General features: G+C 68.6%; 23 protein-coding genes. 11 read left to right on the top strand and 12 right to left on the bottom strand.

What is annotated here, in order from left to right; all coding sequences use genetic code 11:
* Position 1: 1 nt before the first annotated feature.
* Positions 2-1,063, bottom strand: a complete 1,062-nt coding sequence (gene pseI, locus QMA07_RS04235) for a pseudaminic acid synthase (RefSeq protein WP_290160209.1) — start codon at positions 1,061-1,063, stop codon at positions 2-4.
* A gap of 83 nt (positions 1,064-1,146) precedes the next feature.
* Here pseI and QMA07_RS04230 point away from each other — a divergent pair, with 83 nt between their 5' ends.
* Positions 1,147-1,845, top strand: coding sequence for a hypothetical protein (locus tag QMA07_RS04230; RefSeq protein WP_290160208.1), 699 nt, complete (start codon positions 1,147-1,149; stop codon positions 1,843-1,845).
* 43 nt (positions 1,846-1,888) lie between these two features.
* Positions 1,889-2,254 (top strand): hypothetical protein, encoded by a 366-nt coding sequence (locus QMA07_RS04225; RefSeq protein WP_290160207.1) that lies wholly within the window; start codon positions 1,889-1,891, stop codon positions 2,252-2,254.
* A 30-nt stretch (positions 2,255-2,284) separates the two neighbouring features.
* Here the strand turns inward: QMA07_RS04225 and QMA07_RS04220 are convergent, their stop codons facing one another.
* The 4 genes from QMA07_RS04220 to QMA07_RS04205 form a co-directional block, all read right to left on the bottom strand.
* Entirely contained in the window at positions 2,285-2,902 is a 618-nt protein-coding gene (locus QMA07_RS04220) for a hypothetical protein (RefSeq protein WP_290160206.1), read from the bottom strand.
* 4 nt (positions 2,903-2,906) lie between these two features.
* On the bottom strand, positions 2,907-3,863 hold the full coding sequence (locus QMA07_RS04215; RefSeq protein WP_290160205.1) for a glycosyltransferase family 2 protein: 957 nt from the start codon (positions 3,861-3,863) through the stop codon (positions 2,907-2,909).
* Positions 3,864-3,961: 98 nt separating this feature from the next.
* Entirely contained in the window at positions 3,962-5,260 is a 1,299-nt protein-coding gene (locus QMA07_RS04210; RefSeq protein WP_290160204.1) for an O-antigen ligase family protein, read from the bottom strand.
* The gene (locus QMA07_RS04205) at positions 5,257-6,672 is read right to left on the bottom strand and encodes an O-antigen ligase family protein (protein ID WP_290160203.1); all 1,416 of its coding nucleotides are present in this window, start codon (positions 6,670-6,672) and stop codon (positions 5,257-5,259) included. The genes QMA07_RS04210 and QMA07_RS04205 overlap by 4 nt, the downstream gene beginning before the upstream one ends.
* 87 nt (positions 6,673-6,759) lie before the next feature.
* Here QMA07_RS04205 and manA point away from each other — a divergent pair, with 87 nt between their 5' ends.
* The 4 genes from manA (at position 6,760) to QMA07_RS04185 (ending at position 12,800) form a co-directional block, all read left to right on the top strand.
* On the top strand, positions 6,760-7,902 hold the full coding sequence (gene manA, locus QMA07_RS04200) for a mannose-6-phosphate isomerase, class I (RefSeq protein WP_290160202.1): 1,143 nt from the start codon (positions 6,760-6,762) through the stop codon (positions 7,900-7,902).
* Positions 7,903-8,060: 158 nt separating this feature from the next.
* Positions 8,061-8,378 carry a WhiB family transcriptional regulator gene (locus QMA07_RS04195; RefSeq protein ID WP_079112584.1) on the top strand — a complete coding sequence of 106 codons (318 nt, stop codon included), beginning with the start codon at positions 8,061-8,063 and terminating at the stop codon, positions 8,376-8,378.
* Positions 8,379-8,440: 62 nt separating this feature from the next.
* Positions 8,441-11,428 carry a glycosyltransferase gene (locus QMA07_RS04190; RefSeq protein WP_290160201.1) on the top strand — a complete coding sequence of 996 codons (2,988 nt, stop codon included), beginning with the start codon at positions 8,441-8,443 and terminating at the stop codon, positions 11,426-11,428.
* Positions 11,418-12,800, top strand: coding sequence for a DUF5719 family protein (locus QMA07_RS04185; protein ID WP_290160200.1), 1,383 nt, complete (start codon positions 11,418-11,420; stop codon positions 12,798-12,800). The genes QMA07_RS04190 and QMA07_RS04185 overlap by 11 nt, the downstream gene beginning before the upstream one ends.
* A gap of 31 nt (positions 12,801-12,831) precedes the next feature.
* On the opposite strand, the gene QMA07_RS04180 is transcribed toward QMA07_RS04185, so the two are convergent.
* Positions 12,832-13,173 (bottom strand): metallopeptidase family protein, encoded by a 342-nt coding sequence (locus QMA07_RS04180; protein ID WP_290160256.1) that lies wholly within the window; start codon positions 13,171-13,173, stop codon positions 12,832-12,834.
* A 165-nt stretch (positions 13,174-13,338) separates the two neighbouring features.
* Between QMA07_RS04180 and QMA07_RS04175 the strand changes: the two genes are divergently transcribed.
* The 4 genes from QMA07_RS04175 (at position 13,339) to QMA07_RS04160 (ending at position 16,607) form a co-directional block, all read left to right on the top strand.
* Positions 13,339-13,545: a DUF3499 family protein gene (locus QMA07_RS04175; protein ID WP_290160199.1), complete on the top strand. Its 207-nt coding sequence runs from the start codon at positions 13,339-13,341 to the stop codon at positions 13,543-13,545.
* A gap of 76 nt (positions 13,546-13,621) precedes the next feature.
* A complete protein-coding gene (locus QMA07_RS04170) occupies positions 13,622-14,581 on the top strand; it encodes a biotin/lipoyl-containing protein (protein ID WP_290160198.1) in 960 nt (319 codons plus the stop codon).
* Entirely contained in the window at positions 14,578-15,396 is an 819-nt protein-coding gene (locus QMA07_RS04165; RefSeq protein ID WP_290160197.1) for an ABC transporter ATP-binding protein, read from the top strand. Before QMA07_RS04170 ends, QMA07_RS04165 begins: the two co-directional genes overlap by 4 nt.
* Positions 15,393-16,607, top strand: a complete 1,215-nt coding sequence (locus QMA07_RS04160; protein ID WP_290160196.1) for an ABC transporter permease — start codon at positions 15,393-15,395, stop codon at positions 16,605-16,607. Before QMA07_RS04165 ends, QMA07_RS04160 begins: the two co-directional genes overlap by 4 nt.
* 36 nt (positions 16,608-16,643) lie before the next feature.
* Here the strand turns inward: QMA07_RS04160 and QMA07_RS04155 are convergent, their stop codons facing one another.
* Positions 16,644-17,453, bottom strand: a complete 810-nt coding sequence (locus tag QMA07_RS04155; RefSeq protein ID WP_290160195.1) for an RDD family protein — start codon at positions 17,451-17,453, stop codon at positions 16,644-16,646.
* Between the two features lie 16 nt (positions 17,454-17,469).
* Here QMA07_RS04155 and QMA07_RS04150 point away from each other — a divergent pair, with 16 nt between their 5' ends.
* Positions 17,470-18,462, top strand: coding sequence for a stage II sporulation protein M (locus tag QMA07_RS04150; protein WP_290160255.1), 993 nt, complete (start codon positions 17,470-17,472; stop codon positions 18,460-18,462).
* 13 nt (positions 18,463-18,475) lie between these two features.
* Here the strand turns inward: QMA07_RS04150 and QMA07_RS04145 are convergent, their stop codons facing one another.
* The 5 genes from QMA07_RS04145 to QMA07_RS04125 form a co-directional block, all read right to left on the bottom strand.
* Positions 18,476-19,783 (bottom strand): DUF58 domain-containing protein, encoded by a 1,308-nt coding sequence (locus QMA07_RS04145; RefSeq protein ID WP_290160194.1) that lies wholly within the window; start codon positions 19,781-19,783, stop codon positions 18,476-18,478.
* Positions 19,784-20,707 carry a MoxR family ATPase gene (locus QMA07_RS04140; RefSeq protein ID WP_290160254.1) on the bottom strand — a complete coding sequence of 308 codons (924 nt, stop codon included), beginning with the start codon at positions 20,705-20,707 and terminating at the stop codon, positions 19,784-19,786. It lies immediately after the preceding gene.
* Between the two features lie 99 nt (positions 20,708-20,806).
* Positions 20,807-22,000 (bottom strand): DUF4350 domain-containing protein, encoded by a 1,194-nt coding sequence (locus QMA07_RS04135; protein ID WP_290160193.1) that lies wholly within the window; start codon positions 21,998-22,000, stop codon positions 20,807-20,809.
* On the bottom strand, positions 21,997-22,638 hold the full coding sequence (locus QMA07_RS04130) for a DUF4129 domain-containing protein (protein WP_290160192.1): 642 nt from the start codon (positions 22,636-22,638) through the stop codon (positions 21,997-21,999). Before QMA07_RS04130 ends, QMA07_RS04135 begins: the two co-directional genes overlap by 4 nt.
* Positions 22,635-24,092: a hypothetical protein gene (locus QMA07_RS04125; protein ID WP_290160191.1), complete on the bottom strand. Its 1,458-nt coding sequence runs from the start codon at positions 24,090-24,092 to the stop codon at positions 22,635-22,637. The genes QMA07_RS04130 and QMA07_RS04125 overlap by 4 nt, the downstream gene beginning before the upstream one ends.
* Positions 24,093-24,174: the final 82 nt, after the last annotated feature.

The raw sequence follows: 24,174 nt of genomic DNA, 5'->3' as shown, positions 1-24,174 counted from the left end.
GCTAGAGCACATCCCAGGTCAGCGGCGTGCCGCGTTCGACGTCTCGCGTGAACGTGCGACCGCTCACAAGGACGAAATCATCGGGGCGGAGCCCTCCGGCCGGTCGGATCGACCGCACGTTCTCAGGGGTCACGCTGTCGCCGGCCCGCACATCGGCGATGACGAACAGAGAGCGTCGCAGGGCGAGAACCGCCTCCTCTTGGGCGGTCGGTCCGAACGACACACCGCTCGCCGACGCGATGCGTGCCTGTTCGGAGGCGACGACCAAGGCGTGGAACTCGTCGGGCGTGAGAGAGAAATCCGCGTCGACGCCGCCATCCGTGCGGTCGAGCGTGACGTGCTTCTCGATCACGACTGCACCGAGGGCGGCAGACGCGACTGCGACACCGATGCCGAGGGTGTGGTCCGAGAGCCCCACCGGGACGTCGAATGCGTTGCGCAGCGCCTCGATGTTGCCCAGTCGCGCTTCTTCGGGAACCGCGGGGTAGGCGGCCGTGCAGGCCAGGAGCACCAGCTCGGTGCCGCCCGCGTCACGGATGGCGGTGACGGCCGCATCGATCTCGGACAGCGTCGCCATGCCCGTGGACACGATCATCGGCTTGCCGGTGCGGGCGACTTCGCGGAGCAGCGGCAGGTCGACGATCTCGGCGGATGCCGTCTTGTACATCTCCACGCCCAGCCCCTCGAGGAAGGCGACCGAGCTCGGGTCGAACGGGGTGGAGAAGGGGATGAGTCCGTGGCTCCGTGCGCGCTCGAAGATCGGCGCGTGCCACTCCCACGGCGTGTGGGCTTCCTGATACAGGGAGTACAGGTTGCGGCCGCCCCAGAGACCGTGGTCGCTCGCGACCTGGAAGGCGGGTTTGTCGGAATCGATCGTGAGGGTGTCGGCCGTGTAGGTCTGGATCTTCAGAGCATCGGCACCCGTGGCCGCGACGGCGTCGACGATGGCCAGCGCGCGATCGATGTCGCCATTGTGGTTTCCCGACATCTCCGCAATGGTGAACACCGGCGAACCGGCGCCGATGCTCGCGGTGGAGAGCTGGATGGTCTGCGAAGAAGTCACGCCGACAACTCTAGACGCGTCCTGTGACGGACTCACCGCCGTGCCACCGGAGTCGGCGTCGACGTGCCCTAAGCTGAGGTCTCATGGGGCATGCCACGGATCTTGTCGGTGATGACAGGGCGACGGCCGGGGAGGCCGAGTTCTACGACCGACTGCGTCCGCTCGTCAGCGCTTACGGGCGATCCGACACGGTGCGCCGGATCGCGGTCGTCGGCAACCAGCCGCTCGAGCCGTCAGACCGACGGGCCGAGATGATCGACTCGGCGGACGTCGTGTTCCGAGTCAACGGTTTTCGCGTGGACGATCTCGACGGTCCGTCGTCGGTGGGACGCCGCGCCGATGTCGTCGTCTTCAACCGCGGGGTGCGACCGACGCCGTGGTTCTTCGACGGCTACTCCGAGCGCCTTTATCTGATGATCGAACCGGGGCGTCTGCTCTGGGAGAATCCCAAGCTCCCCGCCTTCTGGCCCGCAGATCTCGGGATCGTCACGATGCCGAACCGCGAGGTGGTGCTGCCTCTCGGCGAGGCGATGGGTTCTGATCCGCGCAGCGGCGGCCAGTGGGCGACGACCGGAACCGTGATGTTGTGGATCGCGACCCGACTGTTCCCAGATGCTCAGGTCGATGCCGCCGGATTCTCCTTCGTCGATTCCCCGGATCAGACCTCCTGGAACCACGCCTACGGCGACCCGTCCGCAGTGGGGGCAGAGCACCGGATCGACCTGGAATCGGAGCTGGTGCGGCGATGGATCGACTCAGGCCGCATCAGCTATCACCGCTGAACTTCACCGACCATCGACAATCACCCGAATGATTGAGGACTGAATGCTCAACCGACTCCGTCGCAGACTGGACGCCGTCGTCGAACGCCGCGTGGATGCGAGAGTGGACGCCAGGATAGGGCGTGCCCTCGAGCAGTTCGAAGCCGCACAGCGCGACTACGAGGCACGTCTCGCCGGCACCCAGGCCGACTTCTCGTACATCAGATCCGAGTTCGACCGCATCGCGCCTCAGCTCGCGGCTGTGGAGCAGCGCTTCGAATGGCTTCGTGTGCGGCTCGAGGCGGGAGACCTGGATGCCGACGGCGCACTCAGCCGGGCCCAGGCCGAACACGAGCGCGCGCGAATCCGGCTCGAACTCGCCGCCCATTACGAGGAGCGTCTCCGCCGGCTCGAGTCCAGCGCCGACTGAGCCCGCACAGCGTGGGGCTCGGCCGGGGAGTCAGAGCCCGATGATGTCGCGGAGCCGGTTCACCGCAGAGCGTGCGTCGTCGACCGCCGTCCCCGAGTCAGCGTCCGCTCGCAGATCGCTGAGCTTCTGGTTGTAGTCGTTCACGGCGGCACTCCAGGCGGACTCGATGGACGCAGGGGGAGCGGTCTCTCCGAGTCGCTGGGCGTCGGCTTGAAGGTTCGCGATCACAGCGGTCGCATCCTGGCCGCTGGTCTCGCTCACGATCTGAAGCCCTGTCAGAGCGTCGTCGAGCCACCCCTGCACCTGCCCGCGGAAGGCATCGACCGAGGGGTCCGTGGCGGGCGGCGGGGTCGTGATCGGCGTCGTCGGCTCCGGTGCCGCCGTCGGCTGGGGAAGCTCGGTCTGGGTCGGAGTGGGCGATGACGAGGGCGATGCCGACGCCGATGCCGACGGGGATGCCGACGGGGACGGTGACCCGCTGGCGCCGGGAGCCGGGGACTCTCCGCGCGGAAGGAGGAAGAACAGCAGCACGCCGACCACGACGAGTGCGGCGACGACGAGTCCGACGATGAGCCAGACCCGACCGCGATTGCTCGGCTTCGGCTCCAGCGGGGCCCAGCGGAGGTCCGGCTGTGTGTCGTCGGTCATGGTGTCAGTCCTCCAGAGCGGGCATGGGCGTCCAGGAGCGATCGCGGCTGAGCTTGCCGCCCTCCTTGAGCCCCCGGAACAGGTTGCTCGTTCCTCGCACCGTGCGCTCGACGAACAGCAGACGGATGAGCTCCTTCGCGAACGTCATCGACGTCCCGAGTCCGAACAGCACCGGGTTGTAGTTGCCGTGCACGCGGTAGTAGTGCTTGATGTACGCACGGTTGCGCATGATGTAGAACCGGTAGGCGTTGCTCGACGCGTTCATGTGGCGGATGCCCATGTCCCACTGCTTGATCTCGCGAGTGCGTCGCAGGACGAACTCGTCGACGATCACCGCAGTGGTCTTGCGTGAGGCGAGCCATCCGTACATCTGGTCATCCCAGTAGATGAAGAAGCGGTGGTCTGGCAGACCGATCTGCCTGACGATGGAGCGATGGATGAACATGCCCTCGAAGCATCCGCTGTTCATCTCCTTGAAGCCGGACGCGTCGAAACCCGACGGCGCGAACGGAATCGGGATGCCCATGCGCTCGGCGATCCGGTACTGCCAATAGAACTCGCTGCCGTCGTAGTCGTACCGGCGGCCCTGGATGCTCTTGAAGCGCGGAGCCCATTTGCCCATCTTGGCCAGACCGTCGGTCACGACCTCGACGTCGTCGTCCATCATCCAGATCCACTCGGAGCCGAGTTCGTATGCGGTGCGCATGCCTTCGCTGAAGCCCCCCGATCCACCCGTGTTCGTCTCGAGACGGCGGTACACGACCTCCGTGCCGAGCGTCGGACGGAAGGACTCCACGACGTCCGTGGTGTCGTCGGACGAGGCGTTGTCGATGATCACCACGTGGCCCGGCTTCGGGTCCATCGCGGTGATGCTCTCGAGGAGACCGGTCAGGAGGTGAGACCGGTTGTACGTGACGATGACGATCGTCGCGGACGCCGGGTCGAAGGGGGCGTGAGTCACGAGGTGCAATCTCCGGTGGCTGGGGGCCCGCAGGGCGCCGCGAGCAGCTCCACCCTACCCGGCGCAGTTCGGAATCCGCCGAGGGCGCGGCGGAGAGGTCAGCGTTCGGGGCGCAGGGTGGGGATCGCGCCGGTGTGTGCGGCGTCGATGCTCTCGCGCCACGACCTCGTCTGTCCGGCCCGCAGAGCGCACAGGACCAGCATGAACCACCCGGCGCCGACCAGGGTGAAGCTCTCGAACATCGACTCGACCGCGAGAGTGACCAGCATGAGAGGTGTCCAGGCGTAGACGACCGAGCGTCGCACGCTCGCGACGAGCCATGACCGGATGGTGGCGATCCCGCCGAACAGGAGGAAGAGCACGAGCCCTGCCGCGCCCAACTGCAGCAGGACGTCGAAATAGGCGTTCAGCGCGCTCTGATGGCGGTCGTCCAGCAGGAAGTTGATGTAGGTGAAGGGGAACTCGCCGCGGGCCCAGGACCCGAACCAGCCCCAGCCCTCCACCGGCTTGAGCGCGACGAAGTCCAGGATCGTGTTCCACAGGGTCGCCCGGATCGAGAAGTCGGAGCCCGCGTCGAGCAGCGCGATGATCACGTGGCGCAGCGCGAAGGCCGCGGCGAGGGCGAGGGTGACGAGAGAGCCGAGAACCCATTGCACGATGGTGCGTCTTTCCGCAGGTGCATGACGGACGATCGCGAGAGCGACGGCCACGACGCCGACCGCTGCCGCGAGCACCAGCACGGTGGGGGAGGACGAGAAGAACGCCAGCAGGGACGCGAGTGCGATCGACGGGATCGCGATGCGAGCCGTCAGCGACTGGGTCCGCCACTCGATCACGAACGTGATGAGCGCGATCACCGTGACGAATCCGAGCATGTTCCTGCTGCCGAAGATCCCCTGCACCGGACCTCCGACGGCCAGGTCGCCCTGGATCCCGAGGAACATGAAGGGGGTGTCGAGCAGCACTCCGGAGAGGATCTCCAGGCCGAGCGACACGAGCAGCAGGAACCTCAGCGAGTCTCCGAGAGCTCGGACGGTCTGGAGCGTGTCACGGATGTGACCGACGGTGACCGCGAGGAACGCGAATCCGAAGAGCTCCATCCACCCGAAGGCGGTGGCCGACTTGTCGGGCGTCCACACGATGCTGATGGCAGCCCAGGCGAGGAAGGCGAGGAGCGATGACGGAGCGATGCGCAGCAGCGAGAGCTCTTCGCGCCGTACCCACAGGATGCAGGCTCCGAGCACGCACAGCACGGCGATGACCGTCGAGAGAGTGACACGCGAGGCCGCGGCCTCGATCGTGAAGGACGAGAAGACCGCGGTGAGGACCGCCACCGTGTACGCGCGAGCGAACTCGGCCGAGCCGAGCAGGTCGCCCAGACGACGCTGCGGCGTCACGGAACCCGCCGGCTTCGCTCGCCGCGCTCGATCACACGCTCACGCTCGCCCATGCCGACCAGGGGCACGACTTTGATCTTGAACGTCAGCAGCACCAGCAGCATCCAACCCCACAGCATGATGGGCGTCGACTCGGTGAGCCCCTGCACGAGCAGGACGACGGTGAAGAGGCTCGGGAGCAACGTGATCGACGAGAAGCTGCGGTCGGACTTCAGATCCCAGCGAGGTCTGTCGACTGCGAAGAACCACGAACGCCAGAGCAGACTGAGGTAGGCGAGCGCCACGAGGACGACGCCGACGACGCCGAGCTGCATCAGCACGTCGAGCCACATGTTGTGCGCATGGAAGACGGTGATGCCGTGATCCTCGATCCACCCGGCGAAGGCAGGGTCGAAAGGGACCCAGGGGCTCGAGAAGCCGTTTCCGAAGATCGGGTGCTCGGCCGCACGCGCGAGGACCTGGTCCCAGATCTTGTCGGAGCGGCCGGTCAGGTCTGCGCTGCGCCCCAGCAGGGCGAAGAGCGGTTCCCGAAGCAGCCAGACGGCGGCTCCGGCGATCGCGGTGCCGCCGATGAACAGCACGTAGAGCCTCGTTCGCGCGCCCGGCGTCTTCGTGCGGCGCATCAGCAGCGCCACGACGAGAACCAGGGCCGCGGCCGCCGCGCACGCGTATGCGGTGGCGGACCCGGCTCGGAGGAAGAAATAGCCCGCCAGCAGAGTCCACAGGGCCAGAGTCGTGCGCCACCGTGCGCGGGCGGCGAAGAGCACGCCGAAGGTGAGGATCGCGAACAGGCAGACGATGGCGAGCACGTTGGAGTTGCCCACGATTCCCTGGATGCGGCCGCCGTCGAGCAGGTTGCCCCTGACCCAGTACCAGTGCGCATCCGTCTCGCCCTCGGGGCGGACGAAGAAGTTCGGCAGGATCGGAGCGCGCACGACGAGAGCGACCCACAGCTCGAGCGCGAGGGACAGCCCGAGGATCCATTTGAATGCGGAGGCGAGCGCTCGCACGATCTCGGGCCAGGACAGCACGTGCACGATGAACAGGGCGTTCACGGTGACCGTCGCGAGCAGAACCCACGTGATGACGGTCGCTCCTCGCCACTGCGACCACGCGATGGAGAGCAGTGCCAGCACGGTGTAGGCGATCGCGGCCCACGGCAGGCGACGCCAGGCGAACGCGGCCGGACGGCGACGTGCGACCATCGGGACGCCGATGGCGAGCGTGGCGATCAGGAACGCGAGGAGCGTCACGAAGGCGCCGATCTCGCCCACGAGGTTGTAGATCGCCGAGTGCGCGAAGGTCGCGAAGAGCACGAGGCCGATGTAGCCGCGCAGCAGAAGGTGCCCCGTCGACTCCCGCTCTGGAGCGGTGGGCGGGGCGGCGACCGGGTGCTTCGTGTATTGCGCCATCGCGTTCAGGCTACAGCGCGGACATCAGGACGAACCTGATGCAGTGCGTCGTGGCATGGCGAGTTCGCATGCCAATACCCTGGTGACATGCTGCTCAGCCTGACGAATGTGCCCCGTGACTACGCCTGGGGGTCGTCGACCCTCCTCGCCGACCTCGAGGGCCGCACCCCCGCGGGCGGCCCCGAGGCGGAGGTGTGGTTCGGCGATCACCCCGGGGACCCCGCAGATGTGCAGGGCGACGGGACGCTCGACGCCGTCACCGGTGGATCCCTGCCCTACCTCCTGAAGCTGCTCGCAGCGGCATCGCCGCTGTCGATCCAGGTGCACCCGACCATCGAGCAGGCGAGAGCGGGGTGGGCGCGGGAGTCGGCGCTCACCGCCACAGACCCGAATCGCAACTATCGCGACGACAACCACAAGCCGGAGCTGATCGTCGCGCTGAGCGATCGCTTCGAGTCGCTGAGCGGGCTGCGCCCCATCGATGACACCCTGCGGCTGCTCGAGGAGCTCGGCGACGGCGGGGGAGTCGAGGAGCTCGCCTCTCGTCTGCGCGGTCCGGGAGATGTTCTGCGCGACACGATCGGCTGGCTGCTGTCGGGCGAGGCGCAGGCTGTCGTGGATGACATCGTGGGCTCCCTGCACACGGCCGCAGGCTCGGCGTCAGGGGAGTGGGGCCCCGCCATCCGCGGGGTGGCGGCGATCTCGGAGACCTACCCGGGGGACCCCGGTGTGGTCGTCGCGCTCCTCATGAACCATCTGGTCCTGAACAGGGGAGAGGGCGTCTTCCTGCGAGCCGGGCTCCTGCACGCCTACATCGCGGGGCTCGGGGTGGAGATCATGGCGGCGAGTGACAACGTGCTGCGCGGGGGGCTCACTCCGAAGCGCATAGACGTGCCGGAGCTGCTCTCGATCCTCGACACCACGACCGGTGAAGTGCCTGTGCTGCGTCCGGTGGCTGCGGGCGCGGTCACCGAGTACCCGGTCCCTGTCGCCGACTTCTCACTCCGCAAGATCGAGCTCGACGGCGCGAGCGTGGCGATCGACGTGGAGGGGCCGACCATGGTCCTCGCCACCGCCGGTCGTGTCACGGTGAGCGGGGCGGACGGTGCGCCGCGCGACGTCCCGGTCGGCACGGTCGCGTTCGCGACCGCCGACGAGGAGCGCGTGGCGATCAGCGGCCGAGGTGAGGCGTTCGTCGCCTCTCCCGGCGATCCTGCCGTTCAGGGGTGACCCTCCGAGCGGGCGTGCGACACGCCGTGTGGAGGTCAAGAACCTTCAAGACCGGATTGAGGGTTTACGATCCGCGACTTGACCGATGTGAATGACACGGGTGTAATTAGTTGTGCACGGCCCGCCGAGGGGGCGGAATTTAGGGGTTGGAGAGCGAGATGACGGGTTACCGTTCAGACGTACCGGAGAACTGGTTCGTCGATCCGATCAACCTCGGTGTCCCCGGGGTCCGGAAGATCGAGACGGACGACGACAACGCTCTGGCGTGGCAGAGCGACGCGCTCTGCTCGCAGACCGATCCTGAGGCGTTCTTCCCTGAGAAGGGCGGATCCACCCGCGATGCCAAGAGGATCTGCACCTCGTGCGACGTCCGCGGAGAGTGCCTCGAGTACGCGCTCAACAACGACGAGCGCTTCGGAATCTGGGGCGGACTCTCCGAGCGCGAGCGCCGCAAGCTCAAGCGTCGCGCAAGCTGATCGCGGCCACGCCGAAGCAGGTATGCCTCGGAGTCCTGCCGCGCGCTTAGGCTGACCACGTCATGCCAGCCCGAGTTCATGCAATTATCGTCGCGCGCCCCGGTTCCTCCGCCCGCGCGCAGCTGCTCCGCACACTCGATGCGTTGCGCTCCCAGACCACACCCCCAGCCGCGATCACCCTCGTGATGTGCGGCGATGCGGCCTCTGCCCGCGAGAGCGGGGCCATCGCGAGCTCTGTGGAAGGCATCATCCAGGCACGCGGAAGCACGTCCTTCGCCGACGCGGTCGAGCTCGCCAGGCCTCGCGTGCTCGAGGGGAGCGCTGTCTGGCTTCTCGCGCATGACACCGCGCCTCACGAACGGGCTCTGGAGCGTCTGGTCGGGACCCTCGAACGTTCGCCGTCTGCGGCGATCGTGGCACCCAAGCTCGTGCAGACGGACAACGATCGCGAGATCGTCTCCCTCGGGCTCAGCATGACGACCCTCGGACGTGCCGTCGAGCTCGCCGCAGGTGAGCTGGACCAGGGGCAGCACGACGGCAGCGACGACGCGCTGGGCGCAGACATCCGCGGCATGCTGATCCGCAGCGAGGTCCGTGACGCTCTTCGGCCGGATCCGGCCCTCGCCGGTGCGGATCAGGGGCTCGATCTCGGAGTCCGCGCCAGACTGGGCGGCGGACGCGTCGTGCTCGCGCCGTCTGCGAGGGTGTCGGTCTCGCCGGATGGGCCAGGCGCTCTGCCCACCGCGCGAGGCAGACGCGCGTTCGCGACCCGGCTCGCGCAACTGCATCGTCGGCTCGTCTACGCGCCGGCGATCGCCGTGCCGTTCCATTGGTTGAGCCTGCTGCCTCTGGCGCTCTGGCGATCGATGACCGATCTGGTCAGCAAGCGGCCGGAGGCGGTCGCCCCCGAGTGGGCAGCTGCGGTCACGGCGATGTTCCGCTTCGGCGCGATCGCCCGGTCTCGTGCGCGCATCCGTTCGTTCCGGACATCGAGTTGGTCGAGCATCGCGCCGCTCCGGGTGAGCAGTTCCGACCTGCGTCGACGGCTGGACGACGGTCACGGCAGTGAAGGCGGAGCTGCCAGCGAACTTCGGTTCTTCTCCGGCGGTGGCGCCTGGGCGGTGCTCGGCGCACTCGTGGTCAGTCTCGCGACCTTCACCATGGTCCTCGCGTGGCCGGTGCTCGGTGGCGGGGCACTGCTGCCGATGCGGGAGACGGTCGGAGCGCTGTGGAGTGATGCCGCCTGGGGGCTGCGAGGTCTCGGGGTCGACGTCGTGGGGCCGGCTGATCCGTTCGCCGGCGTGCTCGCCGTCCTCGGATCGCTCTGGCCCGGTGCCCCGTCCTTCTCGCTCGTTCTCCTCTGGGTGCTGGCCCTGCCTCTCGCCGTGCTCGGCGGATGGTTCGCCGCCACGCGTGTGACGGACCGCGCGGGCCTGCGCATCTTCGCCGGAATCGTCTGGGCGCTCGCGCCGACCTTCCTCACCGCACTGGTGGATGGCCGACCGGCCGGCGTGCTGGTCCACCTCCTCCTGCCGTGGCTCTTCCACGCAGCAGCGGTGTCTCACCGTTCCTGGGGTGCGGCAGGAGCCGCATCCATCCTCTTCGCCGCGGTGGCGGCGTGCGCGCCGTCGCTCGCCCCGGCGCTCCTCCTGCTGTGGGTGGTGGCGCTCGGTATCACTCTCTCCGGAGCGCGGATCCGCGGGGCGGTCCGCCTGCTCTGGGTGCCTGTTCCTGCTGTCGCCCTCTTCGCTCCACTCGTGCTCTGGCAGCTCAGCCGTGGAGACCTCCTCTCGGTGCTCGCCGATCCCGGTGCGGTCTGGAACGGCCCGCAGGCGACAGGCGATGCGGCAGGAAGACTCGCCCTGGCCACGGGATTCCCCACCTCCGACATGGCGGGATGGGCCTCGTGGCTCGGTGTCGAAGTCGCCCCGTGGGTCGGCGTGCTGCTGGCCCCGCTGGCGCTTCTCGCGCTCGCATCGTCGGTCGCTCCGCGCTGGCGAGCGGGCGTCACCCTTCTGGTCGTCGCGCTCGCAGGCCTTGCCACAGCGTTCCTCGCGGTCGGCATCGCGGTGTCCTTCGCCCAGGGAGTGCCCGTCGCGATCTGGCCAGGCTCCGGACTCAGTCTCGCCTGGGTCGGCGTCACGGGAGCTGCTCTCGTGACTCTCGACACGGCGCTGTCGATGCCACGGGTGCGGGTCCTCAGCGCAGCGGTCGCGGCCCTGTCGATCGCGGTGTGCGCGGTGCCGGCGCTCGCCGCATTCCACGCGGATTCCTCCCAACTCCGCGACGGCCCTGCGTCGACGCTGCCGGCGTACGTCGCCGCGCAGGCGGGCGCTGATCGTCAGACAGGCACGCTCGTGCTCACCCCCCAGAACGACGGGGGGCTGGCGACCGAGGTCGCATGGGGGGGAAGCGAGACGCTGAGCGCTCAGACGACGATTCTGTCGACAGCCACCGAGATGCGCGGTGCCGACCTCACGACGCTGGCCGTCGACCTGCTCTCGGCGCGGGATTTCGATGCAGCCGATGAGCTGGGGAACACAGGGATCTCTTACGTTCTCGTCGCTCAGGTCTCGGGCGAGGAATCCGATCGTGCTCGCTCTCTGCGCACAGCGGCGGTGACGTCGCTCGACCAGCGGGCTGGGTTCGTCCAGGCCGGTTCCACCGACCGTGGTGTGCTCTACCGGCTCGAGGCCGAAGCATCGCCGCGCGACCCTCTGTCGTCCGCTCAGCAGGCCACAGCTCGCCTCGTGATCACGATCCAGCTCGTGCTCGTCCTCGCCGCGCTTCTGCTGTCGGTGCCGACACGTGCGTCGCGACGAGCGGCCCGCGCCAGGTCTCGCATCGTGGGACTTGCCCCCGAAGAGCCGCTCGTGCTGCCACGACACCCCGAAGACCGCGAAGGCCCGGACGACCATGAGGACCCTCGTGCATCGCTGAACGATGCCGGAGCCCCTGCAGCCGACGGGACGACGGGCGATGGATCCTCGGACGCGCAGGAGACCGATGCGCACCGCGAACAGGACGAGAGGAGCGACCATGACCGGTAACCGTGCATTCCGGGTGGCGGCCACCGGCGCTCGCGTGCTGACGGGCGCCGTCGTGGCGGGGGCGTGCGTCGTCGGCGTCGTGTTCGGCGTCACCGCGGCCTGGCCGACAGTCGTCCACGAGCCTGCTCAGGCACAGGTCACGCCCATTCCGGGCGACACCGTGCTCGTGTGCAACGGAGACCTCCGCGCCGTCGGACGTGATCCGTCCAACCCTCTGGAGATGGTGTCGGCGGCATCGCCCGCGCTGACTGTCGAAGGCTCGTCGGGTCGACCGGAGTCGAGCCCGCTGCCCGCGAGGGACCTCGCCGACGGCGGATCCGCTCAGCGCCTCGTCGGCACCGTCGACGACCGCCGAGCGCCGCTGCTCGGCGCGACGGAGTCCGCCAGCCTTGCAGCGGAGGATCTGTCCGGTCTCGCCGCGGCTCCCTGTCGTCCGGCGAGCATCGAATCCTGGCTGGTGGGCGGCACGGTCGCCACCGGGACAGAGGATCTCGTCGTTCTCACGAATCCGGGCGTCGTGCCCTCGACGGTCTCGCTCGGCGTGTACGGTTCGGTGCGGGCATCGAGCACCGTGGTCGTCCCCGCGGAGTCGCAGATCGCGCTCCCGCTGACGTCGATCGCCGCTGGTTCCGACTTCCCGATCGTCAAGGTGACCGCGACCGGCGCGCCGGTGCGGGCCGTGCTGCAGTCGTCTCTCACTCGAACCCTCGACCCCGCGGGTATCGATCTGCAGGATGCCGTGCCCGCTGCGCAGCGTCAGCCGGTGCTTCCGGGCATCGATGTGTTCGAGAATCAGGGCGACAACGCCGACATGGCAGTGCTGCGTCTGATGTCGCCCGAAGTCGATTCGGCGGCCGTTGTGAGGGTCAGCGAGGTCGGATCGTCGACGATCGCCGAGGAGCTCACGGTGCCGCTTTCCGCTGATGTGCCGACGGAGCTCTCGCTGTCGGCGCTCGCGCCGGGAAGCTACACGATGAGCATCGACTCCGACAACCCTGTGCTCGCCGGCGTACGACAGCAAGACGTCGCGGGCCCGCAGGACGACTTCGCGTGGGTCACACCGGCCCCGGAGCTCGAGGATGAGGTCTTCATGGCTGTTCCTGCCGGGCCGAACCCTCGACTCGTGCTCGTCAACCGCGAGGGTGTCGACGCGGTGGTGCAGGTCGCGCCCGCCGCGGGGGGAGACCCGACCGCGGTCACCGTGCCGGCCGGTTCCTCCGCATCGGTCGATCTGGAGCCGCGCACCGTCTATTCGATGTCGACGTCGACAGCCGTGCACGCGTCAGTCACGATGAACGGGGCCGGTGAGCTCGCGTCGTGGCCCGTCTGGCCCGCGACGGGAGCCCAGCAGAGCATCACCGTCTACCCGTGACGACGGCGCGGTCGAGGGCGGATCACCGACCTCAGTGGTCGTGACCGCCGAGGTCCCAGGGTTCGCGGCCGACGTACTCCGCCGCGGCTCTGAAGACGGCGCTCTCGATGGCCATCCTCCGGTGAGCGCCGTCGTCGTGGCCTGGGGGCAGCAGCCGCTCGATCGGGAGCCGGAAGAGCACGATCCGTGCCCTGTCATGATCGAGGTGCCAGCGCGGAACCTCGTCGGTCGCATCGAAGGTCGGCATGGCGCCGATCTCGAACCGCACCTCCTGCAGCTCCGGCCAGGTGCCGCGGAGGAACTCCACCGCCGTGCCGACGGTCAGATCGAACCGGTCGATTCGTCCGTCGAGAGGGGCGAGTGGAGGCCGCACGACCTCACTGCGTCCGAGGCGTCCGTGGCGTCCGTGCCTGGCCCCGCGTCGGGGTGCGTCGGAGGTGCGGGGACGACGGGGCATAGCGAAAGTCTAGGCCGAGTCTGTCCGCCGGGGCGGCGCGGCATCCGCTCGTCCGGAGAACCTGGACGTAGCCTGGCGTGAATGGACGGAAGACTCTGCTCGAAGGTCGGCTGCGCGCGTGAAGCCGTGGCGACGCTCACCTACGACTACGGCGATCAGATGGCGGCCCTCGGGCCGCTGGGCACGGCGCGGCATCCGAACGCTCACGATCTGTGCTCGCAGCATGCGGACCGGCTTTCCGTGCCCGCCGGGTGGCTCGTGATCCGTCATGAGGCTCTTCGCGCCTGAGTTCTTCACTTCGGTGGACGAGACACGCCGCCCCGTCGTGGTGGGTCCTCGGCGCATGCGGCTACGCTGACCGCGGATGCGCCAGGGCGGCGCCGCCGGAAAGGCAGCTGTGATCGTCTGGCGACGCTGGATCTTCCCCCTTCTTCTCGTGCTGGTCTTCGGAGCGTGCGCGGCAGCTCTCGTGAAGATCGCGTTCTTCCCGGACAGCAGCGAGGCGATGGTCAGCCCTGAGGCATCGGTCGCAGACCCCGTCATCCCGGTCGAGCGAGGGTCCGTCGTGAACGCCCTCACCTTGAGCGGCAACGTCGCCCGCGACGACGCCTTCCCGGTGCGCACGGAGGTCACCGGCACCGTCATCGCGGTACATGTGCCGGAGGGGGCGACGGTCGCGGCCGGCCAGAAGCTCTTCACGATCAGACAGGACGAGCCGAAGAGGGATGTGGACGTCGTCGCGTCCGAGGCGGGTGATGTCTCGGAGATCGCTCTCGTGAAGGGACAGATGACGTCGGCGGGAACCGAGATCTTCACGCTCACGCCGGCGCGCTACCACCTGCTCGCGACGGTGGAACCTGTGCAGCTGTATCGTCTGGTGAACGCGCCTTCCGAAGCGTCAGTGACGATCACCGGCGGCCCTGCGCCGTTCGTCTGCACCGGAGTGAGAGTGCAGGTGAGTGCCGAGGGAACGGCGAGCGTCAGATGCGCGGTGCCAAGTGACCAGATCGTCTTCGCCGGTCTGCCCGCGACGATGGATCTCGCGCTCGGACAGGTCGAGGACGCGCTGGTCGTCCCCGTCACAGCGGTGCAGGGTGGGGCAGGCACGGGGAACGTATGGGTCGATGCCGGCGACGGCTCCGAACCCGAGGAGCGACCGGTCGAGCTCGGCGTCAACGACGGGGCCATGGTCGAGGTGGTCTCCGGCCTCGAAGAGGGCGAATCGATCAGACAGTTCGTTCCCGGATTCGTCGCACCGGTCGAGGAGTTCTGCTACGAGATCCAGCCCGGCGTCGAGCAGTGCGACAGCGGGGTCAGCTGGTGACGCTCGTCGCGCTCAGCGATGTGACGAAGAGCGTACGGCTCGCGGATGACTCGGAACTCGAGATCCTGCGGGGCATCACCCTCGAGGTGAGTGCCGGCGACCACGTCTCGATCGTCGGCAGATCGGGTTCGGGAAAGTCGACGCTTCTCAACATCCTCGGAATGCTCGATGCTCCGACCACGGGATCCGTGTCGTTCGAGGACCGCGAAGTGCGGCGGATGCGCTCGGGGCGGCTGGACAGGCTGCGCGGCGACAACGTCGGCTTCGTCTTCCAGCAGTTCAATCTGCTGCCCGGACGCACGGCGCTCGACAATGTGATGATGCCGCTCGGGCACGCCCGCGGACGGATGTTCTGGAACAGGAGACAGATCGCAGCCGACATGCTCGAGCGGGTCGGTCTCGGTCACCGGATCGAGCAGGTCGCCGACCGCCTCTCCGGAGGCGAGCAGCAGCGGGTCGCGATTGCGAGGGCTCTCGTGCGCCGGCCCGTGCTGATACTCGCGGATGAGCCGACCGGTGCTCTCGACATCGACACAGGCGCATCGGTGATGTCCCTGCTCGATCAGGTGGCGACCGAGACCGACGCCGCACTCGTGACGATCACTCACGACCTCCACGTGGCCGCCCGTGCCCGACGGCACTACCGTCTCGACGCCGGGGTCCTCGAGACGGCGGACCTCAGCCGCGCCTTCGAGGCCTCCACTCTCTCAGCGTCCGTCCCCTCCGCCGTATCTGCCGTCTCTGCGGATCCGGCGTCATCTGCCCCCGTCACCGTGCCGCCCATGCCGTACTCGCGCCGGGGAGCAGCCTCGTGACCGGCATCCTCGGCGCCCTCTCCGACGCGTGGTCGGAGATCCGCGTGCACAAGCTGCGGGTGCTGCTCAGCCTGATCGGCATAGCGGTCTCGGTCGCGGCCCTCACCGGCGTCGTCGCGCTCTCCGAGTATCAGCGACAGTTCCAGGCCGAACAGTCCGACCGCTGGGGTGGTCGGGCGGCGACCCTGGTCGTCACGATCAACAGCGACGACGGCGCGCCCGTCGACTTCGACGGCTTCGATGAGCGGTTCACCCGTGTCTCGGAGCGATTCGAGTTCAGCCACACCGCACGGATCGCGCAGGGGATGGTCGTCCCCGTGCAGCTCCCCGACGGCATCGTCGATGTCAACTCGCGATTGATCGACCCGCTCTACTCGGAGATCCACCGTGAGCAGCTTCTCGAGGGCCGCTGGATGCGCGATGCCGATTCCGACGCGCTCTCACCGCCCGTCGTGATCACCGAGGCACTGTGGGACCGCATCGGACGGACACCGGTCGCGCAGCACCCGACTCTGACGCTCGCGGGGCCGGCGGGCGGCACATACCAGGTCGTGGGCGTCGTCCCTCGTCAGGGTTTCGGCGATGAGGAGCTGCGCGTCGACATCCTCTACGACGCCTACCGAGCTCGGGTCGATGCCCTGCCGGAGGGAGCATGGCCGCAGTATGAGATCTGGCTGGGCCAGGGGCAGGTCGACGAGATCGCGCCCGTGCTCGCGATGGATCTGCGGGCAGGGCTTCCGGAGGGGCAGACGGTGTCGGTCAGTCGATCCGATTGGGCGGCGCAGCCCGGGGCGCTGGATGCGCAGGCGACGTTCGAGATGGTCACCGGTGGCATCGCGGCCGTGATCCTCGCGCTCGGCGCGCTGAGCCTGATCAACATCCAGCTGGTGGCGATGCGGCAGCGGGTGCGTGAGATAGGTGTGCGCCGCGCGTTCGGCGCGACGTCGGGCAGGGTCTTCTTCTCGGTGTTCCTCGAGAGCCTCGTGGCGACGACGGTGGCCGGTCTCGTCGGCATCGCGATCGTGGTCGCGGTGCTCCGCTCCGATTGGGTGGTGACCTCGCTCTTCTACGGCATCCAGGACATCCCGCCGTTCCCGATGCGAGCGGCCTTCGTCGGTCTCGCGGCGTCGATCCTGGTGGGCGCAGTCGCCGGCTTCATCCCGGCGCTGGTCGCACTGCGGGTGAAGGTGATCGACGCCATCCGATTCTGAGGTGCGACTGGGCGGCGTCCGAAACGCGCTGAGCCCTCAGACGCCGACGCGACGTCCTGTGAGCTTCTCCGATCGGCGATCGGCGTTCTGCAACGCCCGGCGCTCCCGCTCTCGACGGAGAACGGTGATTCCGATGAGAGCCACCTCGGGTGCGGCCGGGGGCAGGGGCGAGACGAACGGCGAGGCCTCGGCGAGCAGGTCCTGCGCCACCCTCGCCCGTGCCGCCGGCACCATCCGCGGAGCGCTCTGCAGGAACTGCGAGATGCGACGAGCGAGGCGATCGGGCAGACGGGCCACATCGGCGACCTGCGCCCAGCCGCCGAGCATCGGCGGCAGCACCGGAGCGCTGGGGATCAGCTTCGGCGTGCGCACGCGCTGGCTGTAGGTGCCGGCGACCATGTCTCCGAGACGCTGCGATCGGGCGCTGAACGCTCCGGCGAGCACGGCGACGCTGCCCAGCGTCATGTAGATCTCCAGAACGCCGAGGAGCGCGCGGATGAAGGCGTGGCGGAATCCTGTCGCGCCCCCGTCGATGCGGACGATGCGACCACCGACCGCGAGTTTGCCGAGACTGCGGCCCTTGAGAGCGACCTCCATCGTGATCGGCAGCACGACGAAGCTGATCACGATCGAAGCGATGAAGGCGATCGTGTCGGTCGCCTCGTCGAGGACGCCCATGTCGAGCAGCCAGATCCGCAGGAACAACGTGAGCAGGAAGACGGCGATGCCGACCAGGAGGTCGATGATCGCCCCCGCAGCCCTCAGGACGAAGCCGATCGGCTGCACGTCGATCGCGACGGCTTCGCCGGAGAGGACCTCGTCGGATGCATCGAGCGCGGCGGACATGAGTACAGTAAATCAGGTGGATGCCGATGCGCTGACAGATGCACGCCGCGCCGAGTGGGAGCGACTCGATCAGTTGAGCCGCGCCCGGCTCGACGGGGCGGACGTCGATGAGCTGATCGTCCGATACCGCGCGGCATCCGCTGATCTTGCCGAGCTCAAGACCTCGGTGGGCGAATCTCCTCAGGGCGCGTACCTCTCGACGATCCTCGTGCGCGCGCGGCTGCGTCTCACGGGAGCATCCGACAGCATCCTCACCCAGACGGGCCGCTTCTTCTCCAGGCAGCTGCCGGCCGCTCTGTACCGGCTGCGCTGGACGACGCTCGTCGTCGCTGTGTCGTTCATCGCGATCGTGGTCGGCACCGCCGCGTGGATCTCGGCAGACCCGGCGCTCATCGCGACGCTCGGCCCGCCTGACCTGCTCGAGCAGTATGCCGACGAGAGCTTCACCGGCTATTACACCGAGAACCCCGCAGCGGTGTTCATGGGCATGGTCTGGTGGAACAACGCCTGGATCGCCCTGCAGTGCGTGCTGTTCGGCATCACCGGGCTCTGGCCGATCAACGTGCTCGTGCAGAACGCGATGGGGCTCGGAGTGTCCGGGGCCGTCATGGCCGCGCACGATCAGGTCGACGTCATGATCCTCTACATCCTCCCGCACGGCCTCCTCGAGATGACATCGATCTTCGTCGCCGCGGCAGGTGGACTCCATCTCTTCTGGTCGTGGGTCGCTCCGGGACATCGTTCGAGAGGTGAGTCTCTCGCCGCCGAGGGGCGCTCGCTCGCGACGGTCGCGATCGGACTCGTGTTCGCCCTCTTCGTCTCGGGCCTGATCGAAGGTTTCGTGACCGGATGGGCGCTGCCCTGGCCCATCAAGATCGGCATCGGCGTCGCCGCGCTCGCCGCGTTCCTGATCTACATGCTCGTCATCGGCGGCCGCGCCTATCGTCGAGGCGAGACCGGAGATCTCGTCGAGTACGAGGCAGGGACCCCGCGACTCCTCGCCGGCTGATGTCCGCAGAGGCTCACAGCCGCCCGGCGGCTTTGAGTTCGAGGTATCGGTCGGCGATTCTCGGAGGCAGAGATTCAGGGTCGGCGGCGATGGCCTCTCCTCCGGCGCGACGCACGGCATCGGCCACGTTCTCGGCATCGCGCATGGTGCGCTCTGCGGCCGCCGCGAGGTAGATCTCCTCCCGCGAACCGCGCTGCACCGCGAGATCCGCGATCCCGTCATCGGTGACGGATCCGACGAGGATGGACGTCGCCCTGCTCGCGTCTGGGAAGGCACCGAGGAATCCGCGAGCCGACTCGGCGGCGTCCTGCGCCGTCAGCACGACTATCAACGCGGGACGGGTCGTGAGAGTACGAACCGCGGCGAACGCGCCCGGCCAGTCGGTGTCGACGACGCGCGCGTGCACCGGAGCCATCGCGTCCGTCAGCGCGGGGAGAAGCGCGGTGCCGTCGACACCGGTGACGCGCGCACGCACGACGCGGTCGTACATGAGCAGATGCACGTGGTCACCCGCGCGTGCGGCGAGGGCGGCGAGCAGCAGGGACGCCTCGAGGGCGGCGTCGACCCTCGTGCCGTCGCCGACACGGGCCGCCGCAGTGCGCCCCGTATCGATGATGATCACGACGTGGCGGTCGCGTTCGGGGCGCCACGTCCGCAGCATCGTCGTCCCCGCCCGCGCGGTCGCCCGCCAGTCGATGGACCGCACGTCGTCGCCTCGGACGTATTCGCGGAGGGAGTCGAACTCGGTTCCCTGGCCGCGCACCTGGATGCTCGTGTTGCCGTCCAGTTCTCGCAGCCGAGCGAGCCGCGAGGGCAGATGCTTGCGCGACGAGAAGGCGGGGAGCACCCTGATGGTGCCGCGGACCATGTGGCGGGCCTGCCGTCCGGCGAGTCCGAGCGGACCGAGCGACCGGATCATCACGAACTCGCTCGCGAGCTCTCCTCGACGACGGGGCAGCAGGGGGATCGAGACGCGGCGTCGTTCACCCGGGGGGATGCTCAGCCGCTGACGTTCCTCGCCTGCTCCGGCCGTGGGCTGCCACGCATCCCGGATCACCGCGTGCAGGGTGCGGCCGCCCTGATTCTGCAGCGCGACGCTCACGGGGACCAGTTCTCCGATTCGCGTGCGGGCCGGCACCCGCCTCGTCACGACGACGGAGCGAGGGTTCGGTGCCAGCAGCACGTCGAGCACCACGAGCAGGACGCACGACAACAACCAGATGCCCAGCGCGGCGTACGGCGGGAACTCCGCGAGCCCGGCGAGGACGAGCGGGACGATGCCGACGGCGACGGCAAGCGCGAGACGGCCGGTGACGAACACCTAGATCGGCACCCTGGTCTGCTGCACGACGGAGGTGAGCACGGCATCCGCCGACACGCCCTCCATCTGTGCGTCCGGGCGCAGCTGCAGTCGGTGTCGCCAGACGGGCACGAGCATGGTCTGCACGTGATCGGGTGTGACCGCGGTCGATGCGTTGAGCCAGGCCCACGCCTTCGCGGCGGCGAGCAGGCCCGTCGAGGCGCGAGGACTCGCGCCGAGCTCCACCGAGGGCGACTGCCGTGTCGCCCTGGCGAGATCGACGACGTATCCGAGCACGTCATCGGTGACCTCGACGCGTCCAGCGGCAGCCTGTGCCGCGCGGATCTCGTCGGCCGAGACGGTGGCCTCGACACCGGTGAGCTCGCGGGGCGAGAAGCCCGACGCGTGCTTGCGGAGCACCGACACCTCGGCGTCGCGCTCGGGCATGCCCACGACCAGCTTCATCAGGAAGCGGTCGAGCTGAGCTTCGGGAAGCGAATAGGTGCCCTCGTGCTCGATCGGGTTCTGGGTCGCCGCGACGAGGAAGGGATCGGGCAGCTGTCGGCTGACGCCGTCGGCCGACACCTGACGCTCTTCCATCGCCTCGAGCAGAGCGGCCTGCGTCTTCGGGGGTGTGCGGTTGATCTCGTCGGCCAGCAGGATGTTCGTGAACACCGGGCCCGCACGGAAGTCGAACTCGCCCGTGCGCGCGTCGTACACGAGCGAGCCTGTGACGTCGCCGGGCATGAGATCGGGTGTGAACTGCACGCGCTTCGTGTCGAGGCCCAATGCACGCGCGAACGAGCGCACGACGAGTGTCTTCGCCACGCCCGGAACGCCCTCGAGAAGCACATGTCCTCGGGCCAGCAGCGACACGAGCAGCCCGGTCACGGTGCCCGCCTGGCCGACGACAGCCTTGTCGACCTCGGTGCGCACACGGTGCATGGCCTGACGCAGTTCGGCGTCGTCGAATGTCTCAGCGGTCACGTGGTGTCCTCGGCTTCCGTTCGGATGGATGGACGGCGGTTCGGTGGGATCGGCAGCTCATTCAGATCTCCGCTCGGTGAAGGAGGAGGCGTCGACCGCGCTCTCGAGCTCCTGCAGGCGCCGCGCGAGATCGATCAGGGATGGATCGTCGGCGGGTGTCGCGCCACCGAGCAGATCGTGCAGAGATCCGCGGGGGATGCGCAGCCGGTCGGCCGCGGCGTCCGCGACCTCCTCGGCGCCCGCGGTGACGGCGAGTCCGAGTCGGCGCGCGAGCCGGCGCCTGCTGCCGTCGCGGACAGCCTCCGCCGCATGCGCGGCGTCACCTGACTTGGCGGTCAATCGGGCCCGTCCGTGCATCGTCTCCGAGGCGCGCACGGTCACCGGAAGCGTCTCGGCGACGAGAGGACCGAAGCGCTGGCCGCGCCACAGCGCCGCCGCGACGCCCGCGATCATCAGCAACAAAATGGCGGGTGTCACCCATCCCGGTGTGAGCGTGCCGAGCGTGTCCTCGGTCTCGCCTTCGATGTCGGTGTCGCCGAAGCTGGGCACGTACCAGACGACCCGGTCGGTCTGCCCGAGAAGTGCGAGCGCGAGGGCGGCGTTCCCGTCGTCCGCGAGGTAGGCGTTGCTGAAGAGACGCGCGCCCTCGACGACCGCATGCGTCGTGCCGTCGGTGTCGTCGATGAGCACGGCCGCTGCGTCGACGGTGCCGAAGCAGCCCTCGACTCCATCGGCCGGTGCGAACAGCCGGTCAGGGCGAATGGTGCCGACCTCCGCGAACTCGGGGGCGTCGCACTCGGCCTGCACCGGAGTCGAGTCCGGCGATGCGTTGTCGCCGATGCGCAGGAAGTTCAGCAGATGCGTGCTGCTCGAGAGGAACACCACACGGTCGGCCGGGTCGATCAGCTCGGAGATCCCCTCGTCTGTGAGCGTGTACGGATTGGCCATCACGAGCGTGGTGTCGTCGTCGAGCGCGGCTCGTGCGTCAGTCCGCGAGCGGAAGACCGAGACCTCGACCCCGTTGTCCTCCAGGATCTGGGCGATGGCCATGGCTCCGGAATCGCCCACGCTCTCAGGATCGAGTGCGCCGCGCTGATCGGGCATGCGCACACCGACCTGAATCGCGACGAAGACGCCGCCGAAGACGAGCGCCACGACGATCGCCCATCCGAGCAGCGACCGCGACCGCCTGCCGCGAGGTGCACGTTCGGCCGTCGACGCCGGGGCATCGCTCTGCTCGAGAGCGCTCACGCGGTCACCGCCTCTGGGCGCAGCGCACTGAGCCGGTCGTCGGTGGCCGCGAGTTCGGCATAGCGCTCAGCGGTGGCCGGATGCCGGAGGTAGCGCACGTCGTCGAAGGAGATCGCGGCCTGGCGGACGGGCACGGTCTCCGCGGGGAACACCACCGAGACCTCTCGGGCGATCGCCTGCGCGGTCGCCCCGGGGGAGGGGTCGATGAGATCGCGCTCGAGGAGTCCTCTGGCGAGCGCCCGGAATCGCAGGATGGTCGCCTCATCCCAGTCGCCTCCGCGGGCGCAGCGATCGGCATCGGCTCGCAGCTGGGCGGCGGAGCGGTCGTCGTCCGCGCCGAGCAGGCCGGCCCCGGGCCGGCGGACGGCCTGGGCGCGACGCGGGCGGCCCCAGATGACGAGTGCCGCCACGAGAGCGCCGAAGACGATGATGCTCACGACGATCAGAGCAGAGGGCCCGATGTTGGCTCCGTTCTCGGAGCTGAACAGATCGGCGAGGAAACGACCGATATCCCGAGCGACCAGGTCGAACCAGGTGGGCTTCGCATCGGCGTAGCGCGGATCGGAGAGCTCCTGCTCGGCCCACTGCCGCGCTTCATCTCCGTCGGGGATCCGCACGTCGTCGAGCAAGCGGATCATGCAGATCCTTCGCGGTCGGCCCCCGGCGCGGCCCAGGTGGAATCGTCGGGCGACGGCGAGGGTGCCGAGGGAGCAGGCGCAGGCGAATACGCGGGCGGCGCCGAGGCGCTCCCGGGCGACGGAGGCGGGGGCGGTGCACCCGCTCCCGGGTGCGGCTGCGCCGGGTACTGCTGCGCCGGGTACTGCTGGGTGTAGGGCGGCTGCGCCGGATACGGCTGCGCCGGGTACGGCTGCGCCGGGTACGGCTGCGCCGGGTACTGCTGGGCGTAGGGCGGCTGCGCCGGGTACTGCTGGGTGTAGGGCGGCTGCCCCGGGTACTGCTGCATCTCATAGCCGGCGGGTGTCATCGTGGCCCACTCCGGAACCTGCTTCGGCGGCGGTGCGCTCGTGACGGCACGGTCGGGGTCGACGACGAACGGATCGCCGAGCTGCTCATCCGTCCATCCGAGATCCCGCCTCTCGACGTGACTGATCAGCGCCTGGTCGAGCCCCTCGTACCGCATACGGCTGTCGAGGTACACCAGAGTGCCGGCGGTGCTCTGCACCACGAGCGTGATGGCCTGCAGCACGAGCAGCAGGATCTGGGGGGCGAGGAGCGCGAAGACGAAGCCCATGATCGCGGAGGTGTCGGCAGAGCCGGTCGGGGCGATGATCGACCCGAGCATCGAGCTGACCAGTGAGACGGGCAGATTCACGAGCTGCATCGCTACGCCCATGATGGCGCCGATCAGGAAGGTGACTCCCCAGGCGATCCAGAAGCGGCCACGGGTGAGGCGCCACGAGCGCACGAGCGCATCGCGGAACTTCGCGCGCTCGAGGACGAGGATCGACGGCACGAGGAGCAGCTTGGTCGTGAGCCAGACAGTGAGGGGAACGATGGCGAGCAGCAGCACCAGGACGAGGATGACGATACCGCCGATGGCTTCGGCGGAGCCGCCGAGCCCACTCGCGACGAAGCCGGCGATGATGACGAACAGGATCACGATCACGCCGAAGATGAAGATCACCGAGAGCGACGCGAATGCCGCCAGCCGCCAGAACGACGGGATCATCTTTCGCCAGAGGGTCTTGAGGCTCGCCTTCACCCCGATCGCGGCGAATCCGATCTCGGCTGCGACGACGCCCTGCATCAGGGCGGTGAATGCGACGGAGGCGAGACCCACGGCGATGCCGGCGACGATGTTCATCGCGATTGTGCCTGCGAAGACGGCTTCGAAGTCCGGAGAGGACGGCGAGAGCGACTCGAGCCGGGTGAACGTCGTGACGAGCACGAAGCCCATCACCGTGGCGCTCAGCACGACGACCGCGAGCTGGATCGCGACGCCGAAGCCGAACAGCACCTTGGGATTGTGCCGCAGCGCGACGAACGACTTGCTCAGAAGCATCCCGAAAGTCAGCGGATGCAGGGGAATGATGCCCTTCTTAGGGGCGGGGGTCCACGTCTGGCCGCTCACCGGCACTCCCTCCGTCGTGCGCTCCCATCGTGTCACAAGACCCGTCGGCGCGTAGACATGGGGGCCGTGGTACTGAGTGCCA

The organism is Microbacterium sp. APC 3901 (assembly GCF_030407765.1).
Taxonomy (GTDB): Bacteria; Actinomycetota; Actinomycetes; order Actinomycetales; family Microbacteriaceae; genus Microbacterium.
The sequence above is the reverse complement of the archived record's forward strand: the minus strand, read 5'-3'. Positions and strand labels throughout refer to the sequence as shown.

Excerpts from the sequence above, each read along its gene's own strand:
- QMA07_RS04185 (WP_290160200.1), top strand. The coding sequence starts at position 11,418 with ATGACCGGTAACCGTGCATTCCGGGTGGCGGCCACCGGCGCTCGCGTG.
- QMA07_RS04190 (WP_290160201.1), top strand. The coding sequence starts at position 8,441 with ATGCCAGCCCGAGTTCATGCAATTATCGTCGCGCGCCCCGGTTCCTCC.
- QMA07_RS04195 (WP_079112584.1), top strand. The coding sequence starts at position 8,061 with ATGACGGGTTACCGTTCAGACGTACCGGAGAACTGGTTCGTCGATCCG.
- QMA07_RS04155 (WP_290160195.1), bottom strand. The coding sequence starts at position 17,453 with ATGTCCGCCGCGCTCGATGCATCCGACGAGGTCCTCTCCGGCGAAGCC.
- manA (WP_290160202.1), top strand. The coding sequence starts at position 6,760 with ATGCTGCTCAGCCTGACGAATGTGCCCCGTGACTACGCCTGGGGGTCG.
- QMA07_RS04170 (WP_290160198.1), top strand. The coding sequence starts at position 13,622 with ATGCGCCAGGGCGGCGCCGCCGGAAAGGCAGCTGTGATCGTCTGGCGA.
- QMA07_RS04205 (WP_290160203.1), bottom strand. The coding sequence starts at position 6,672 with ATGGCGCAATACACGAAGCACCCGGTCGCCGCCCCGCCCACCGCTCCA.
- QMA07_RS04230 (WP_290160208.1), top strand. The coding sequence starts at position 1,147 with ATGGGGCATGCCACGGATCTTGTCGGTGATGACAGGGCGACGGCCGGG.
- QMA07_RS04175 (WP_290160199.1), top strand. The coding sequence starts at position 13,339 with ATGGACGGAAGACTCTGCTCGAAGGTCGGCTGCGCGCGTGAAGCCGTG.
- QMA07_RS04130 (WP_290160192.1), bottom strand. The coding sequence starts at position 22,638 with ATGATCCGCTTGCTCGACGACGTGCGGATCCCCGACGGAGATGAAGCG.
- QMA07_RS04140 (WP_290160254.1), bottom strand. The coding sequence starts at position 20,707 with ATGCACCGTGTGCGCACCGAGGTCGACAAGGCTGTCGTCGGCCAGGCG.
- QMA07_RS04220 (WP_290160206.1), bottom strand. The coding sequence starts at position 2,902 with ATGACCGACGACACACAGCCGGACCTCCGCTGGGCCCCGCTGGAGCCG.
- QMA07_RS04225 (WP_290160207.1), top strand. The coding sequence starts at position 1,889 with ATGCTCAACCGACTCCGTCGCAGACTGGACGCCGTCGTCGAACGCCGC.